Raw genomic sequence first — 16763 nt, 5'->3', positions numbered from 1 at the left:
GTGACCAGGAGACATCGGGGCCGTCCCTCCGGCGGGCCCAAGGACACCACAGCCGTCCCCGATGCCTGGCGGCTACCGCCCGGCGGAGCCGGCGACGTATGGGATCGGTGTCCGGCGCGGCCCGGTGGTTGACCTGGCCGCCGAGGTCGCGCACGCTCCGGCCGCCGGCTGGGAGACGGTGCTGCCCGCCGTCGTCGACGGTCACGGCGGGTACCTCCTCAGCGCCGAGATCGATGACCGACGGTCGTTCTCGCTGTTGTGGAGTCCCGCCCCGGGTCTCGTGCTCAGCATCGGCGGCGGCCGGGCGGACGAGGTCGTCCGGATCGCGGACGGTCTCACGGTAGGACCGGTGCCGCCAGGCCCACCCGACGCGGCGGGGGCACGCAGGTCGGTCGAGGCCGCGGTGCGGGCCTGCTTCGGCACCGGGAGGCCAGCCGGCGCCTACCCGCCCGCCGCGGGTGGCGCCGGGGAACCCGGTGGGGCAACGGGTGGGGCAGCGGGTCTCGCGGTGGCCCGGATCGCGCCGGTCGTCTTCCTGAGCGAGACCGAGGCCATGGCCGGGTACGAGCTGCGCGACCCGACCGCGCCCGCCGGGGCGCCACAGGCGGGCACGACCGTGAGCGGCGTGCTGGAACTCGTGGCGACGCCGTCGGGATGGAGGCTGCCCACCGGCCCCAGAACCGGAGGGTCGGTACCCCGCTCAGCGGGATGCGAAGGTGGCTCCGGTGATCACACCGGCCCGTCGCCGCTGGGCGTCCCGTAGCCGGACTCTTCGCGCCGCACGAAGATCATGAGGACGGGATGTGGACCATAAAGATTGTCGATCTTTAGAAACCGCTGCGGCACAGAAGTTCTTTGATCACCCGCGCATAAGTGAATGTTCTACAAATTCGGCCAGATCGCCCACGTCCACACACCCACCGCGATCAGGAACCAGGACGCACGCTTCGACAGGATCACTGGTCCAGCTTCGCACCCGAACAAGAGAACCTAGCCGATCAAGGAAGGTCACCTCACGTGAGGTCGAGTACGGCAGGCGCGGCCAGACCCCGACACCGGATCTCAGAGACTCCTACGCGCTGAGCCTCAGCCCAGGCCCCGTGAACGTCGTCATGACCTCGCCGAGTGTTGTATCCGGCGAATAGTCGACATCGGCCGTCCCGACACCAGTCCGCCGTCCGCCACCAAACTGCAGAGTCCACAGCGTCGACTCCGCCGCAGGCAGGGCAACCACGACCGGATCGGCAACGTCGTCCAACTGAGCCGTCAGCCAGGAGATCGAGTCACTCGGCAGCGTGCAGACATAGACGACCTCCCCCGCAGAGTTCGACGGCGCCGCACGCAGCCGCTCCGCCTGCTCCTGGACGCCGAGCGCAGCCCCCAGCCGCTCTGCGACCAGTTGCCGCTCCCACACGAAGGCATCCTGAGCAATCCGAACAACGACGCCGCGTAGTTCCTGCTCAAGATGCACGAGGATCTCGAAGTCGGAGTCTCCGTCGAAGTACCAGGTAAGCGCCTCGGGCAGGGCCCCACGCAGCTCCGCCGCGGTCGGCTCCGCAACCGCGAGACCAGGGCACTGCGGCGACCACGCCGACCAGGATTCGCCATCCCGCCGCACGATCACCGTGATCGCCCTAGTCACCGTGGATCACCTCCAGCGCCTCCTCCACGGTCAGACCCACCTGCTTCACCAGTATCTGACGAACCAGGCCCGGACCAACAGTCACACGATCGTGGAACGCCAGCCGTAGCCGCGGGCGCCCGTCCGCCTCCAGCCACCGGTGCGACGAGCCGTCCTGCCTGGTCACGCGATACCCCAGCCGCCCGAGCACGCGCAGGAGCTGCCGAGCCTCCAGTGACGGAAACTCTCCAGTCACGACGACACGAAGGTCGAGTCTCGCCGACCGCAGCTTCCGTCACCAACAGTTCGAGGGAACGCTTTCACCGGCACCTCCGCACCTTGATCAGGGATGCGGCCCCAGCGTAGGTGTCCACATGTCGACGAATGCCTCCAGGACACGAGGAGACACAGCTCCGTACCTAGGTCATAAGTGAATGTTCTACAAATTCGGCCAGATCGCCCACGTCCACACACTGACCACGATCAGGAACCACGACGCACGCCTCGACAGAGTCACCCCTCCAGCTTGCACCCGGGATCGTGTAGGGCTCAGGTCAGCGACGTCCTAAGTTCCTCCGCCTCGATGCCCGCCTGGCGCAGGACAGAGGCGAGAGTGCCTGCCGCCAGCTCCCGGCGAAGCGGGACGATCACGACCCAGGCGTTCTCCTGTGCCGCGCCTCTCACAGCGACCACATCAGGACCACCATGATCACCGTATGCTGAAGTACGAGAGGGGGTGGCCAGTGCACTTCACCCGCATCACGGTGAACCCGGCGCAGATGGGCGGGGTTCCCTGCATCCGTGGGTTGCGCATCCCGGTAGCAACGGTCGTCGGAATGATCGCAGACGGCATGTCCGCCGCCGAAGTCATTGCTGACTTGCCGGGCCTCGATGGGGACGACATCCGCGAGGCGCTCCGCTTCGCAGCCGAAGCCGTCCGCGAGCAGCAGCTTCCGCTGATCATCCCAGCCTGACCAACGTGCGCTTCCTGCTCGGCAACAATCCGTAATCCTCGCGAGGAACCCGCAGGGTTCGAATCCCTCCGAGCGCACGCCGGGTTGAGACAAAGCCCAGAGCCCGCGCCATGTAATCGGCCGCGGGGCTCTGACCGACCCGCAGTTTTTGAATGTCTTCTCGATTTACACTGTTTATGTCGGTGGGGCGTCCACCGGTGCCGGTCGCAGGCCCGGCGACTCTGGACGTCCGCGTACGTCGCAGTTGTTTCCTGCTCGCTGTTTTCGGGCCGTGGGCGGGACCGGGCGAGCCTGACCCACCCCGCCATCAGGACCTTCAGAGCTAGAGAGTGCGGAGCTGTCGACCACGACTGTGTACAGCGGTATAGTTGCGCCACCGGACAGCGGAGGAGTTCCGATGGGTTCGCAGACAAATCTTCGTGGAAGGGACGCGGAAGGCCTCCGGCTCACCATGATCGCTGCGCGAGATGGCGACGAGAGCGCATTCCGGATCCTTTACCGTAGAGTCCAACCCGGACTGCTGCATAGGCTTCGCGAGCTTTCCGATGACGACATAGAAGATGAAGAGTTAGCTGATATGGCGGCTGGAGCGTGGCTGCGGATAATCAGGAACCTGGAATCGTTCCGCGCTGACTCGCTCACCGTCGCTCCGGCCCGACGTAGGAAGCTCGTCGGCGAGGAGGCAGCGGTGGCCGCCTTCCGGCGAACGTGTCCCGTAGCCGGGCCCTCCCCCCGCAGCGGCGCGCCTATCAGGATCTTGCTTTCGAAGCTTCTGACCGTGAAGGTCGCGGCCGCAGCCGCGTTCGCGGTCACGAGCGGTGTCGCCCTCGCCGTCGACCCCGGTACGGTGCACTCGTCGCCGGGCGGCGGCACCCACTCGGCGGTCGGCCGGATGTCGACCTCGCCAGAGTCATCCGCCACGGCTCACGCGGGCAGACCGAGGTCGTCTCCCGTGATTGGGCTGGGAATCGGCGCACCTACCTCACCCCTGCAGCAACTGATCTGCCGCAGCAACACTGCCGCCCGTGGTGACCCCGCCCCCTCCCCGACGAGCCTCGGCCTGGCCCCGCCGATAATCGGCGCCGACGGCCCGGGGAACATGACTGCCTACTGCACGGCACCGACCGATACCTCACTGCCGGGATACATCCATCCCAAGCCAGATAAGCCGGCAGCGGGGCCTGCGGTGTCGGCGGGCGTGTCCGGTAAACCAGCTACCAAGCCCGCCAAGGCTGAGGTCTCAGGTGGGTCTGCGGCGTCGGTCGGGGCGTCTGGCAAACCGGCCACCACATCGGGCAAGCCAGCCAAACCAAGCAAACCAGCCACCACATCGGGCAAGCCAGCCAAACCAAGCAAACCGGCCACCGCGAGCAAGCCAAAGGATTCAGGCAGCCTCCCGGTTTCGGCCGGAATGTCCGGGTAAGCCAGCACCCGGGCCTGGAAGGCCTGCCGCGTCGGCCGGGCCTGCGGTGATGGACGCCACTTGCGCCCCAGGCCACGGATCGTCGTATCCATCAAAGGAACCCGCAGCTGGTGTCCTGAGTCTTTAGTGGGCATCCCGCCGACCCATGACGACAGGTCCTGAGCTCACCGCAGCCCGAACACAGACCGCGGCCAGATCGCTACCTATCATTCACCCACCGTGACACGCCAGGCTGGAGCACCTAGGCCATAAGTGAATTTTCTACAAATTCGGCCAGATCGCCCACGTCCACGACACCCCGCATGATCAGGAAACCAACAGCGACCCCACCTCTCCCGGCCACCAGGAACCGGTACCGCGGTGGCCGTGTCGGGTGCCGGATACGCGACCGGACAATCGACTCTTCCTGGATGAGCATGCACCCGGTTGAGACTGTTCAGTCTCGAAATCGCCCGCCTCGGGCCCGGCGCCCCGACGGCGTTTCCGTCGTCCACAGTGAGGCTCGAAAGAATTCAGCAGGGCGGAGTTCCGGTTCGGGTTCGGGATCCGCATGTCTTTGGTTCCGCTCACGGGACACCGGCCCAGATCGACGGCCGGCGAGCGAGAACGTCGAGTGAAACGAGTGTGCGAATGGCAGGAAACGTTGCGCTGCGGTCGAGAAGACTGACCGGCGCGCTGGCCGCGGTGGCGCTGGTCGGCGGCCTCACCACAGTCGTTCTGGAGTCGCAGAACGAGCACGTCATGAATGGCGCCGCATCCCAGCCCAATGGATCCCAGACCAGTGGATCCTAGAGTAATGGGCCCCAGGTCAGCGTCGAGGTATCGAAGGAAGAGGGTAAACCAGCCAAGGTCACCGCCAAGGTCACGTGGCAGTTCTAGTGAACGGATACAATTTCCAACCTGCCAGAATACTGGGCGGTGGGCCAGGCCCGGCAGCAAGTCGCGGCCGGGCACCGGGGCGCCGTTACCCGGTCGTTCTACTCGGCGCGGTGCTGGCCATGGCGGCAATGACGGGAACCTCGGCCGCGGCCACCGCCACCGCCACGAAGAGCGGCGGCTGCATTCCTGGGCCAACCTTTCCCAAGAGCCCGATCAAACCCATCACATCGACGAATCCAGTATGAACTACTGATTTCGAAGAACCCACATCTCAGATGTTGTGGGTGGCCAACCGGAGGACCGGTAGCCCGATGTCGATCGCGGCAGCATTCCGGATAGGATCGGATCATGGACGCTTCGACGGATAGTCCTTCGATTCTCGCCATGGCCGATCTGGCGACCCCCATGTCCATACGGGTCGCCGCGACACTCGGTCTGGTCGAACACGCGGGCAGTGCGGGGGCGACCGCGGAACAACTGGCCTGCGACACGGAGACCTCCGCACCGGCACTTCGGCGGCTCCTCGACCATCTGGTCACGATCGGGGTCTTCGTCCTCGACGCCGAGTCCGGCCGATATTGGCCCACGAGCCTCGGTAACCAGATGGCCGGGGAAGCCCCCGAGGGATACAAGACCCTGCTCGACATCAACTGCGCGGGCGGACGGGCGGATCTCGCCTTCGTCGAACTGCTCGAAACGATCACCACCGGCGCACCCGCCTACCAACACCGCAATGGGCGCGGTTTCTGGGCGGACCTCGACGCCCACCCGGACCTGCGGCGCTCGTTCGACGCCCAGATGAGCTGGCGGTTCCGAGCACAGGCGCCGCAGATCGCCAGGCGCTTCGACTGGACCCGCTTCTCCGAGATCCTGGATGTGGGCGGGGGTGACGGGACCGTTCTCACCGCTATCCTCGCTACCCATTCCGATCTGCGCGGACGGGTGCTGGACCTGGCTCCGACCGCCGCCGCCAACGCAAGATTCGTGGCTGCCGGGCTCGGCAATCGAGCCAGCGCCATTTCCGGGAGTTTCTTCGACCCGCTGCCCGGCGGCGCGGACGTCTACCTCCTGTCCGACATCCTGCATGACTGGGATGACGAGCACGCCCGCGGAATTCTGGCCGGGTGCCGTCGGGCCGCCGCGCCGGACGGCACCGTCGTGGTCATCGAGCCGGTGCTGGGGCGGGGAGCCGGCACCGCGTTCGACCTGTTCATGCTGATGTGTTTCAGCGGCCGGGAAAGAACGGTCGGCGAGATAGCCAGGCTGGCCGCGGACTGCGACCTCGTGCTCCGCCACGCCGAACCGGTGGCAGGCGGACGGACGGCGCTGGAGTTCGGAACCACTCCCGCCGTGTAGGTCGGATCGTCCTGCGTGGCCGGCCGAGCTGTTGAAGGTCCGCTGGCCACTCTGGTCGTCGCCATCCGCGGGACTCGCGCATGGCTATCGGGGTCGCAGCGCGTCGATCGCCAGGTCGAGCAACCGGTCCGCCTGGGCCCGGCCGCGCGGGTCGTCGCTGACGCGCCAGAGAAAGCCCATGAGCTGCATGACGTCCGCCGGATCCAGGCCCGGCCGTACCGCGCCGACCGCGGCACAGGCGTCGAGCAGGGTCGCCGTCGCGGCGGCTACCGGGGCGTGGGACTCGTCGATGACGGCCCGCGCGGCCGCGGTGTGCAGCGCCTCACCGAGCCCGTGCTTGAGCCGCACGTAGTTCGCGAGCTGGATGTACCACGCGCGCAACGCCGCCAGCGGGTCGCCAGGGTACGCGGCGAGCATGGCCTCGACGGAGTCGACGAGCCGGGAGATGTCGTGCTGGTACACGGCGAGGATCAGCGCCTCGCGGGTCGGGAAGTGCCGATACAGCGTGCCCGCGCCCACACCTGCCCGCTTGGCGATCTCGTTGAGTGAGGTCGTGCCGTCCTCGGCGAACGCGGCGGCGGCGACGTCGAGCAGGTGCGCGCGGTTGCGCTGCGCGTCGGCGCGCCCGGCGGCCACGAGGTCACCCCATCCAGCTAACCGGAGAATTCTCCGGTACTGTCGATCCCGGTAACCGGAGAACTCTCCGGTGGACGTCGATGGTAGCGAACCACGACCGAGGCGCCGCCCGTACACCGCGCCGCGGATCGCTCCGTCCAGGCACTGCGAGGTGTGTCGTGCTCACTCGGCAGGAACGCGTCAACTCAGGCTTCGGCGCCGCCTCGACCGCGGCTCAGGTCATCGCCGGAATCGATCTGACCGGCCGGTCGGCGATCGTGACCGGAGGCTGTTCGGGCCTCGGCCGGGAGACGGTGCGCACGCTGCGGGCCGCCGGAGCGGAGGTCGTCGTCCCCGCCCGGGACGTGCCGAGAGCCCAGCGCGCCCTCGACACGATCGAAGGCGTCCAGGTATGGCCGATGGATCTGCTCGACCCGGCGTCCATCGACGCCTTCGCACGGCGATTCCTCGCGACCGGGCGGGCCCTGCACCTGCTCGTGAACAGCGCCGGCATCATGGCGAACCCGCTGGCCCGGGATGCGCGGGGCTTCGAATCCCAGTTCGCGACGAACCATCTGGGCCACTTCCAGCTCACCGCACGGCTGTGGCCCGCGCTCGCCGCGGCGGGCGGGGCTCGGGTGGTGCAGGTCTCCTCCCTGGGCCACCGGTACGCGCCGGTGGACTTCGACGACCCCAACTTCGAGCGCCGTCCCTACGCGCCGTACGTCGGCTACGGGCAGTCCAAGACGGCGAACATCCTGTTCGCGCTGGGCCTGGACGAACGGGCCCGAGAAGCGGGAGTGCGCGCATTCTCCCTGCATCCGGGAAGCATCGCCGAGACGGGCCTGGGAAAGTTCATTCCCCGGCAGAACCTCGTCGACGCGGGTGTGATCAGCGCGGACGGTTCGCCGATTCTCGACCCGGCACGTCAGCTGAAAACACCACAGCAGGGGGCGGCCACCATCGTCTGGTGCGCCACGAGCCCGACGCTCGACGGTCTCGGTGGTCTCTACTGCGAGAACTGCGACGTCGCCCCCTTCATGGCGGAGACGATCGACGAAACGGGGCTGAGCGACGCCCTGCGGCTCACCGGAGTCATGCCCTATGCCGTGGATCCCGCGAACGCGGACCAGCTCTGGACATTGAGTGAGCGGCTGGTCGGTCTGAGCTTTCTCTAGCCCGGCGATTGGTCATCGGTCATCGGACGCCGGCGATGGGCGGCGGGACGGTCAGGCGCAGGTGGGCCAGGAGATCGGCCAGTTTCTGGTCCAGTTCCAGGCCGACCTGGGTGATGTCGAGATCACCGAGGCTCGCGAAATGCGAGCTTGGCTGGTCGATGGTCAGGCAGGTCAACAGGCCGTGCCGGTCGCTTTCGCCGCGCTCGCCGCGCTCGCCATCGTAGATCGCCAGCCGCAGCGGTGCGTACAGAAGCGCCGCCGGGTCATGGCGGTACATCCGCTCGGCAATCACATGGTTGCCCATCAGGTACTCGACGCAGCGCCGGGTGCCGCCCGCGAGCCGCATCAGCGCGGAGGCCTCCAGACTCCAGTAGATCATGAAGCTGTGCGGGGCGTTCTCCGCCGTCAGTCGCGAGACGTCCGCCCAGGCAGCATCTTGTCGGTCCAGTTCTTCGAACCGGGCGGCGTCGAATCGAGGAACAGCGCGCTCGAAACGCTCCCGGAAACGGTCGAATGGCTCGTCGATGGTAACAGTCATCCGGCAGGCCTCATAGTTGGTGGTTGTCACGCCGGCTGCGACCATTGTCATTTCCTGTGCACTCACGAATCCCCCCGACCGCACCTGGACAACTGGGCAGTTCATCGTCAGCGGATTCCCGGGCGATCGCAACCCGCCCGGGTGGCGGCGAGCGCGAGCAGGTCCGGGACCGGTTGGTCACCGTCGTCCTCGGCGGTCTCCCGCAGGACGAGCCCCGCGCCGGTCAGCGCGTTCAGCAGCACGGGCAGAGGAACGTTGACCACCCCGACCCGGGCGCGGATCCCGTCCCCGAGCAGGGGGTGCTCCTCGACCCGCTGATGGACGCGGTAACCCGCATGGACGACGCAGGAGCCCTGGCTGTCGCGTTCGACGAAGACGCCGCCGAAGCACGGGTGCGCGGCGACCACAACCAGACGTCCGCCGGGGCGTAGCACCCGGTGGGCTTCGGTGAAGACGGGAAGCAGGTCATCGAAGTCCGTGGTCGTCATGATGGTGGCGACAGCATCCACGGACTGGTCGGCGATCGGCAGCCGGTCGGCGCTGGCGACCACTGCCGCGGTGCGCCGCCTGCGGGCGAGGGCGATCTGGCGTGCGGAGATGTCGACGCCGATCACGCGCCAGCCCAGGCCGGCCAGTGCGGGAACATGCACGCCGCCGCCGCAGCCGAGGTCGAGGCAGAGACGGCCCTGGCCGGAGCCGAGGAGCCGGGTCAGCAGGCGGTCTGCCGCGCGGGCGACCGGCTGGCCCATTCCCCGGGTCGCGTAGACGTCGTACCAGTCGGCGAAGTCGTCGTAGCGCTGTCGCATGCGACAACCCGATCAGAGATCGCGGTGCCCGCCAACACGATTTCTCCTGCGGCGGCCGGTCCGGTCGGTCCGGCCGGTGCGGTGCGGTGCGGTGGATCGTTGGGCTGGGCACGACGTTTCCCGAACACGGCAGGTGGTGTGCCCACAGCCGGGCACACCACCTGCCTGAGGTACCGGAAGTGATCAGAGGAGATCAGAGGACTGTGAGGGTCACGTTCAGAACCTGCCCGACAACCGGGCGGTACAAGGTGAAGTTCGTCGAACGGTAGGTTCTGTTACCTGCGATGTCGCAACGCACCTGAGCGGTCGCGACGCTGGGGAGCTGCGGGTTCCCGAACACCACCGAGAACCGGCCGCCGACGCCGACGGAGGCACCGTGCGACTCGCCACCACCGGTGATCAGAAGTGATTCGGCCGAACCGACCTGACACCGCACCGTGCCGGTGACCGTCAGCGGATTGTTTGTCGTTCCCGCGGTCGCCGGTGCCACGGGAACAACGGCCAGCGTCGCGCCCGCCCCGACCACCAGGCCCAGTGCCCTGATTCTCGAAAGTCCTCGCATGACGCACCCCCAACGCTCACACCAGAATGATGTCGCGTGCGGCTCGGTATACCCGACCCCGGAATATTCACACGCCGGTGCCACTCGACTCCCGGATGGCGACCATTCGACCGGAGGCCGACCGCTCAGGCTGGCCGACATCCGCCCAGACCCGGATAATCCGATGTTCGAATAGCTTGAGCGTGCGGCGAAATCCTGGGCTTCGGGCCGCCACAGGCGTCAGCACGGTCCGGCGTTGGCGTCGGCCCTTGTGGCGTGCGAGCATTCTCACCTCCGAGCTCCGGACGTCACCGCGACCATCGCCACTGCCGCTTTGTCCGGGACGTCCCCGATTCGTGGGGGCGCATTATCCGATGAGTGGCGAGTCGACCGTTCATGACGTGACCTACCAGTTGCTGCGATCACTGGGGATAACAACCGTCTTCGGTAATCCGGGCTCGACCGAGCAGACCTTCCTCCAGGACTTCCCGAGCGACTTCACCTACGTCCTCGGCCTGCAGGAGGCGTCCGTCATGGCCATGGCGGACGCCTTTGCACAGGTGACGCGGCGGCCGGCGCTGGTGAACCTGCACTCATCGGCGGGTGTCGGGCACTCCGTCGGAAACCTCGTGTCGGCCTTCGACGCGCATACCCCACTCATCGTGACGGCCGGCCAGCAGCATCGCGAAATGGTGATCGGCGAGCCCTTCCTGAGCAATCGTGAGGCGACGAACCTGCCCAGGCCCTGGGTGAAGTGGTCCTACGAGCCGTCCCGTGCGCAGGATGTCCCCGAGGCGTTCATGCGCGCCTGTGCGATCGCGACCCAGCCCCCGGCGGGGCCGGTCTTCCTGTCCATTCCGCTCGACGACTGGAACGCCCCGATGACGGGACCGGCCGTGGTCCGCAGCGTGAGCACGGTGTGCGCGCCGGAAACCGAGCGCCTGCGTGGTTTCGCCCGACGTATCCGGGCCAGCCGGCGCCCGGTTCTGGTGTTCGGGCCCGAGGTGGACCGTTCCGGCGGCTGGCATGCCGCCATCGCGCTGGCCGAGAACCTGGGTGTGCCGGTCTTCGGCGCGGCCCTGCCCGACCGCGTCTCCTTCCCGGAGGATCACCCCCTTTTCCAGGGCCGGCTGGGCATGTCACAGAAGTCCGTCAGTGACCGGCTCACCGGGTACGACCTTGTTGTCGTCATCGGTGCGGCGGTCTTCCGCTATTACCCCCATGTGCCCGGCGACATCCTGCCGGCGGGGACCGAGCTGCTGCACATCACCGGCGATCCGGCCGTCGCCGGGGCGGCGCGGGTCGGCGACAGTGTTCTCGGTGACGCTCGGCTTGCCATCGAGCTTCTCACCGAGCTGCTGGACGCCGAAGCGGCCCGCGCTCCGCGGCACCCCCAGCACCAGCACCCCCAGCACACCCACGCCCACACCCAGCACACCCAGCACCCCCAGCACCAGCAGCCGTCGCAGACCCGGTTCCAGGAACAGGCCCAGCGGCGGCCACCGCGGCACGCGCCGGACCGGCCGGAGACCACGGGCGGCCCGCTCCGCGCGGACGAGGTGCACGCGCTCATCAACGCCACCCGCCCGCGAAACGCGGCGCTCGTCTACGAATCGACGTCCACCATCGGCGAACAGGTCGAATGGCTGCCGGTGATCGAGCCCGCCTCGTTCTTCGCGAACGCCAGCGGCGGCCTCGGCTGGGCGGTTCCGGCCGCCGTCGGGGTGGCCCTCGGTGATCGGGATCGAGGGGTCCACCGCCCGGTCATCGGCATCATCGGCGACGGGGCCTTCCAGTACTCCGTGCAGGCGTTGTGGACAGCGGCGCAGCACTCGCTGCCGATCGTCTTCGTCGTCCTGCAGAACAACGAGTACTCGATCCTCAAGTCCTTCGCGGAGCTGGAGCGCACGGCCGGCGTGCCCGGCCTCGACCTGCCCGGCCTGGCCATCGCGTCGCTGGCGCACGGCTTCGGCTGCCGGGCGGTCGACGTCTCCACCCGGGCCGAGCTGGAGAAGGAGCTCACCGCCGCACTGGAGGCGGACACGACCACCGTGATCGTGGTGCCCACCCGGCCGCAGCGAGCCTCCCTGCGCTGACCCGGGAAAGAAAGACGAGGAGGCAACAAGACGAAGCAACGAGAGTAGGAGACGAAGAGACGACGGCGGAGGCGTTGGCAGACCACAGGGCCCCTGGGCATTTCCCTGCACAGGTAGCCGGCCTGCGGCTACCGTGTCCGTCCATGCTCGCCGTGTTCGGGTCGCCGGGTCGTTACGTCCAGGGGCGGGACGCCACCGCCGCGCTCGGTCCCGAGATGGCCCGGCTCGGGCTCACCGGGCCGGCGGTGATCGTGACCAGCGCGGCGCCACTGCGGCTGCTGGAGGACACCTGGCGGACCAGCCTGGACGGCGCGGGCATCCCGTACACGGTGCACCTGTTCGGCGGCGAGTGCAGCGACCAGGAGATCGACCGGGTGCTCTCCACCGCGCGTGATCCCGAGGCGACGGTGATCGTGGGTGCCGGCGGCGGCAAGGTGCTCGACACCGCCCGGGCCGCGGCGGCGGCGCTCGACGTCCCGGTGGTGAACTGCCCGACGACCGCATCCAGCGACGCGCCGTGCAGCGCGTTGTCCGTCGTGTACTCCCCCGACGGAGCGTTCGAGCGTTACCTGTTCTATCCGCGCAATCCTGATCTGGTGCTGGTCGACACGACCGCGATCGCCGCGGCGCCGGCCCGGCTGCTGGTCGCCGGGATCGGCGACGCGATCGCCACCTGGTATGAGGCTCGCACCGTCCGGGAGGCCCGACGGGCCAACCAACTGCACGGCGCCCAGACGGCCAGCGCCGGTGCACTGGCCGAGCTGTGCCGACGCATCCTGTTCGACGACGCCGCGGCCGCGATCCGGGCGGTCCGGGCCGGGGCGGTGACTCCGGCCGTCGAGCGGCTCGTCGAGGCGAACACGCTGCTTTCCGGTCTCGGCTTCGAGTCCGGTGGTCTCGCGGTGGCCCACTCGGTGCACAACGGGCTGACGGTGGCGGCCGAGACTCATCGCTTCCTGCACGGCGAGAAGGTCGCTTTCGGGCTGCTGGTCCAGCTGGTGGTGGAGGGGCGGGCGGAGGACGAGCTGGCCGAGGTCCTCGCGTTCTGCGCGCAGGTGGGGCTGCCCCGCACACTGGCGCAGGTCGGGCTGGCTGATCCGCCGATCGAGCTGCTGCGAAGCATCGCCGTGCGGGCGCTCGCCGAGGGCGAGACCGCGCACAACGAGCCGTTCGATCTCGACCCGCCGACGCTCGTCGACGCCATCCTGGCCGCGGACGCCGCCGGACGTGCCAGCCTCAGCAGCCGTACCAGCCGTGCCATCCACTGAGCTTCCCGGGCCTTCCTGAGCCTTCCTCGGACGTCCGCCCGCACCAGGCCGCTGACCAGCGCGCGACAGGCGACGGAAGGGCGACAGAGGTCACGGGCGACCCCATAGCAGAACAATCGCGAGGGCCGGCTATCCTTGACAACAGATTTCCCATCCTCTACTGAGGCTGACCAGAGGAGGTGGCCGCTGTGAGTCCTGGCGGGTGCTCCAGTAACGGCCGCTTCCTGCTGGTGGGCGCCGGCTGACGATCAGCCTGGCGGTCGGCCTGGTCCTCACCTCCCCCGCTCGTGGGGTGGTTCACGCGACCAGTGGCTCCGACCCGCGTCCATGACACCCGGGTGCTGGTGATCTCCCGGGTTCTTCTCCGGCAGGTGCGGTCCCTCAGCGACGTGTCGGTTCGGGCCGCCGTGGGTTCTTCCCTTCGCGGCCTGCTCTGGAGTGCGTCTCGGGCCTGATTCCCCTGTGGCGGTCCGAGCGCGGAGGGGACTCTCCCATGAGCGTCAACACCACTGCCCGCCTCGCGATCCGCCGCGGATCCGGCGCCGACCGGCTTGACCTGCCGGCCGACGGCCGATCCCCGCTGATCTCGGGCCGGGTGGACCGTGAATCTCTCAGCCGCGGCGCCGAGACCATCGCCCGTTTCCTGGGCACCGGGCGCTACCTGGCGATCCAGACCTGTGTGGTGATCGTCTGGATCTCGCTGAACGTGGCCCTGCCGCTCCTGCGGTGGGACCCTTACCCGTTCATCCTGCTGAACCTGGCCTTCTCGACCCAGGCCGCGTACGCCGCGCCGCTGATCCTGCTGGCGCAGAACAGGCAGGACGACCGCGACCGCGCGGCGCTCACCGAGGACCGGGCCGCGGCCATCCGGATGCGAGAGGACACCGAGTTCCTGGCCCGCGAGGTCGCGGCCCTGCGACTCGCGCAGAGCGACACGGCGACCAGGCAGTACCTTCGCGGCGAACTGTCGAACCAGCTCGAGTCACTGCGCGGTGACATCGAGACACTGCTTCGCGCCTCACTCGTGCCGGCACCACCGGCACCACAACCCGCCCTGGCCACCCCAACCCTCCTGGCCAACCCGAACGGATCGGGGTCTCGGGCGGCGCGGACGAACCCGGCAACATCATCCGTGTTCGGCACGTCAACCGCCGCCTCGCCGACAGCGGGCACGGCGTCGCCGGATGTCGCTGCGGCAACAGCTCTCGTCGCTCACGATGACGCTGCTGGCGGCACCGGCCCCGATGGGGGAACCGGCCTGCCGGCCGCTCGGCTCCCCGAGGCCACGCCGCCGGACGGGGGTACCACTACGGGCCATCTTTTCCTCCCAAGCCGAACCAGCTCGCGGGGTGGACGAAAGGTACCCATCCGGACAACCCGAGCACGGATCCGAGACACGTGACTCGGCAAACTCACCAAATGAAGATCGGACGGTAACGTTCGGTAGGTGCATGCCGGCCGGACGCGTCGATCTTGCCCCGACTCGCTTGTCCCGCACCGCACCAGCCAACAGCAGGCCGCCCGGCCTGGCCGTGCGCCTGCGCACGCGTCTCGCCGGCTGTGTGCCCGATCGTCACCGGCGATCCGCCGTGCGGTCCTGACTGCGACCGGTGTGGCCTCGTCCTTCCTGCTCGCGATCGCCGCGGCGCCCGCGACGACGGCGGCGACGGCGGCGACGGCGACGGCGGCGACGACCACGACGGCCACGACGGCCACCGAGACAGCGGTGAACACAACCGCCGCAGTCGCGCCGGTCCCGCCGCCCTGGTCGCTCACCGCCCCGGCGATTCCCGGGGAGCCGCAGGTCGGGGTGGTGTCCCCGCCGACCCCCGCGGCCGCGCTGACAGCCGGCGAGCCGACGACGCCTGGGAACGGCCGTCCAGGCGCCTCCGAGACATCCGTGACATCCGTGCCGGAGCCCGCCGGCATCACCGCCGAGGCGTGGATGGTGGCGGACGCCACCAGCGGCGCGATCCTCGCGGCCCACAATCCGAACCTGCCCGACCTGCCCGCCAGCACGATGAAGATGCTCACCGCGCTCACCGTGCTGCCGAGCCTGCCTCCCGACCGAGTGGTGACGATCAGCGACGAGGCGGCGCGGGTCGACGGCACCCGGGTCGGGCTCGTCCCCGGAGTCCGCTACACCGTGCGCGACCTCGCCACCGCGATGCTCATCGCCAGCGGCAACGATGCGACGGTCGCGCTGGTGGAGGCGGCCGGCGGGCGCGACGCCGTGCTCGAGCGGATGAACCGGCTGGCCGCCAGCCTGGGCGCGCACGACACGGTAGCCGGCGATCCCACCGGCCTCGACGCCCCCGGGCAGCACACGACCGCCCACGACCTCGCGGTGATCGGGCGGGCGTTGCTGAACACCCCGACCGTGCGCGGGTATCTCACCATCCCACGGGCCGTGCTACCCGGTCGGGGCGATGAACGCTTCGAGATCGCGAACCACAACACCCTGCTGGGGACCTACGAGGGAACCATCGGGATCAAGAACGGCTACACGATCGCGGCCGGTGCGACGTTCGTAGGCGCCGCGGCACGAGACGGGCGGACCCTCATCGTCTCCCTGCTGCGGACCGCGCCGACCTATGCGACAGACGCCAAGGCGCTGCTGGACTGGGGCTTCGCGCACGCGGCCGACGTCCGCCCGCTCGGCCGGCTGGCCGAGCCGGCCCGCACGGATCCGGCGACAGCGGCGCAGGCCGGCGCGGGCACCGACACAGGGACCGGTGGGCCGGGCCCGGCACAGGCCGCCGGCGCCGCGGCCGGCGGCGAAGGCCGCGGAAGCGACAGCGACGGCCGCGGAAGCGACAGCGACGGCCGCGGAAGCGACGGCGACGGCGACGGCGGCTCCAAGGAGAATGACCGGTTCCGCCAGGCGGCGGCACCGGCCGACTCCGGGGGCGGCGTCGGCACGGCGACCTGGGTGGCGCTCGCCATCACCGTCGCCGTGTCAGCCCTGACGCTCCTCGGCCGCACCCGACGCCGAGCCGACGCCGTCCAAAGGGCCCCCCGTCCACCGGCCCGCCACGGCCACCACCACCGCCACCGAGGCGGGCATCGACACAGCACCCGAGCGCACCATTCGGACCACCAGGAGATCACTGTCGTCCCGGCGTCCGGTCGGGCCCGGGCAGCTCGACCAGACGGGCCCACGAGCCACGAAGCGAACACCGCACGGTTTCGGCACGGACGTCCCCCCGCTCCAGCGGAGCGACGTGCGAACGGGACGGACGGCGTGCGCCCGCACCCCGGGCCCGGCACCGGGCACGCCCGGCCGAGGTCCGAGGGCCGCCGACACCTCGTGGGGCTGCCGTCGCTGCTCCCTGACGCGCCGCTGGAGGGCAACGGGGAGCGCGGCCGAACGGATACTCCCCCGTTCGGCACCGCACGCTCACCTGCGCCCTGATGGCCGGAGCTGCCGCCGCTGCCGCTGCCGCTGCCGCCGAGCAGGACCCGAGG

Annotated in this window: 17 protein-coding genes; 9 read left to right on the top strand and 8 right to left on the bottom strand. The window is 69.2% G+C overall.

Going from position 1 to position 16763, the window contains the following annotated elements; genetic code table 11:
- Nucleotides 1–61: 61 nt before the first annotated feature.
- A complete protein-coding gene (locus tag ACG83_RS34860) occupies nt 62–763 on the top strand; it encodes a hypothetical protein (protein WP_054570504.1) in 702 nt (233 codons plus the stop codon).
- Between the two features lie 309 nt (nt 764–1072).
- Here the strand turns inward: ACG83_RS34860 and ACG83_RS34855 are convergent, their stop codons facing one another.
- From ACG83_RS34855 to ACG83_RS45885, 3 genes are all read right to left on the bottom strand, one after another.
- Nucleotides 1073–1642 carry a hypothetical protein gene (locus tag ACG83_RS34855; protein WP_054570503.1) on the bottom strand — a complete coding sequence of 190 codons (570 nt, stop codon included), beginning with the start codon at nt 1640–1642 and terminating at the stop codon, nt 1073–1075.
- Nucleotides 1635–1877 carry a type II toxin-antitoxin system HicA family toxin gene (locus tag ACG83_RS34850; RefSeq protein WP_054570502.1) on the bottom strand — a complete coding sequence of 81 codons (243 nt, stop codon included), beginning with the start codon at nt 1875–1877 and terminating at the stop codon, nt 1635–1637. Before ACG83_RS34850 ends, ACG83_RS34855 begins: the two co-directional genes overlap by 8 nt.
- Before the next feature lie 293 nt (nt 1878–2170).
- The gene (locus ACG83_RS45885; protein WP_162604162.1) at nt 2171–2314 is read right to left on the bottom strand and encodes a type II toxin-antitoxin system HicA family toxin; all 144 of its coding nucleotides are present in this window, start codon (nt 2312–2314) and stop codon (nt 2171–2173) included.
- 23 nt (nt 2315–2337) lie between these two features.
- Between ACG83_RS45885 and ACG83_RS34840 the strand changes: the two genes are divergently transcribed.
- Nucleotides 2338–2595: a DUF433 domain-containing protein gene (locus tag ACG83_RS34840; protein WP_054570500.1), complete on the top strand. Its 258-nt coding sequence runs from the start codon at nt 2338–2340 to the stop codon at nt 2593–2595.
- 1107 nt (nt 2596–3702) lie between these two features.
- On the opposite strand, the gene ACG83_RS44770 is transcribed toward ACG83_RS34840, so the two are convergent.
- Nucleotides 3703–4110, bottom strand: coding sequence for a hypothetical protein (locus ACG83_RS44770; protein WP_152991607.1), 408 nt, complete (start codon nt 4108–4110; stop codon nt 3703–3705).
- 538 nt (nt 4111–4648) lie between these two features.
- Here ACG83_RS44770 and ACG83_RS45600 point away from each other — a divergent pair.
- On the top strand, nt 4649–4810 hold the full coding sequence (locus ACG83_RS45600; protein ID WP_161934827.1) for a hypothetical protein: 162 nt from the start codon (nt 4649–4651) through the stop codon (nt 4808–4810).
- 435 nt (nt 4811–5245) lie between these two features.
- Complete coding sequence (locus ACG83_RS34835; protein ID WP_054570499.1) at nt 5246–6253, top strand: methyltransferase; 1008 nt, start codon at nt 5246–5248, stop codon at nt 6251–6253.
- An 84-nt stretch (nt 6254–6337) separates the two neighbouring features.
- On the opposite strand, the gene ACG83_RS34830 is transcribed toward ACG83_RS34835, so the two are convergent.
- Entirely contained in the window at nt 6338–6889 is a 552-nt protein-coding gene (locus ACG83_RS34830) for a TetR/AcrR family transcriptional regulator (protein WP_054570498.1), read from the bottom strand.
- A gap of 158 nt (nt 6890–7047) precedes the next feature.
- Between ACG83_RS34830 and ACG83_RS34825 the strand changes: the two genes are divergently transcribed.
- The gene (locus ACG83_RS34825) at nt 7048–8046 is read left to right on the top strand and encodes an oxidoreductase (RefSeq protein WP_054570497.1); all 999 of its coding nucleotides are present in this window, start codon (nt 7048–7050) and stop codon (nt 8044–8046) included.
- Between the two features lie 19 nt (nt 8047–8065).
- On the opposite strand, the gene ACG83_RS34820 is transcribed toward ACG83_RS34825, so the two are convergent.
- From ACG83_RS34820 to ACG83_RS34810, 3 genes are all read right to left on the bottom strand, one after another.
- Nucleotides 8066–8629 (bottom strand): hypothetical protein, encoded by a 564-nt coding sequence (locus tag ACG83_RS34820; RefSeq protein ID WP_054570496.1) that lies wholly within the window; start codon nt 8627–8629, stop codon nt 8066–8068.
- Nucleotides 8630–8691: 62 nt separating this feature from the next.
- On the bottom strand, nt 8692–9390 hold the full coding sequence (locus tag ACG83_RS34815; protein ID WP_054570495.1) for a class I SAM-dependent methyltransferase: 699 nt from the start codon (nt 9388–9390) through the stop codon (nt 8692–8694).
- 193 nt (nt 9391–9583) lie between these two features.
- The gene (locus ACG83_RS34810) at nt 9584–9952 is read right to left on the bottom strand and encodes a hypothetical protein (RefSeq protein WP_054570494.1); all 369 of its coding nucleotides are present in this window, start codon (nt 9950–9952) and stop codon (nt 9584–9586) included.
- Nucleotides 9953–10305: 353 nt separating this feature from the next.
- On the opposite strand from ACG83_RS34810, the gene mdlC reads away from it, so the two are divergent.
- The 4 genes from mdlC to ACG83_RS34790 all read left to right on the top strand — a co-directional run bounded on the left by mdlC (nt 10306) and on the right by ACG83_RS34790 (nt 16710).
- Nucleotides 10306–12027, top strand: a complete 1722-nt coding sequence (gene mdlC / locus ACG83_RS34805) for a benzoylformate decarboxylase (RefSeq protein ID WP_054570493.1) — start codon at nt 10306–10308, stop codon at nt 12025–12027.
- Nucleotides 12028–12170: 143 nt separating this feature from the next.
- A complete protein-coding gene (locus ACG83_RS34800; RefSeq protein WP_054570492.1) occupies nt 12171–13295 on the top strand; it encodes a glycerol dehydrogenase in 1125 nt (374 codons plus the stop codon).
- 493 nt (nt 13296–13788) lie between these two features.
- Nucleotides 13789–14697: a DUF1003 domain-containing protein gene (locus ACG83_RS34795; protein ID WP_054570491.1), complete on the top strand. Its 909-nt coding sequence runs from the start codon at nt 13789–13791 to the stop codon at nt 14695–14697.
- 210 nt (nt 14698–14907) lie between these two features.
- On the top strand, nt 14908–16710 hold the full coding sequence (locus ACG83_RS34790; RefSeq protein WP_054570490.1) for a D-alanyl-D-alanine carboxypeptidase family protein: 1803 nt from the start codon (nt 14908–14910) through the stop codon (nt 16708–16710).
- Nucleotides 16711–16763: the final 53 nt, after the last annotated feature.

The organism is Frankia sp. R43, assembly GCF_001306465.1.
In the GTDB taxonomy this organism is placed as follows: Bacteria; Actinomycetota; Actinomycetes; order Frankiales; family Frankiaceae; genus Parafrankia; species Parafrankia irregularis.
Note: the sequence above shows the minus strand (reverse complement) of the source record. Positions and strands in the feature narration are given on the sequence as shown.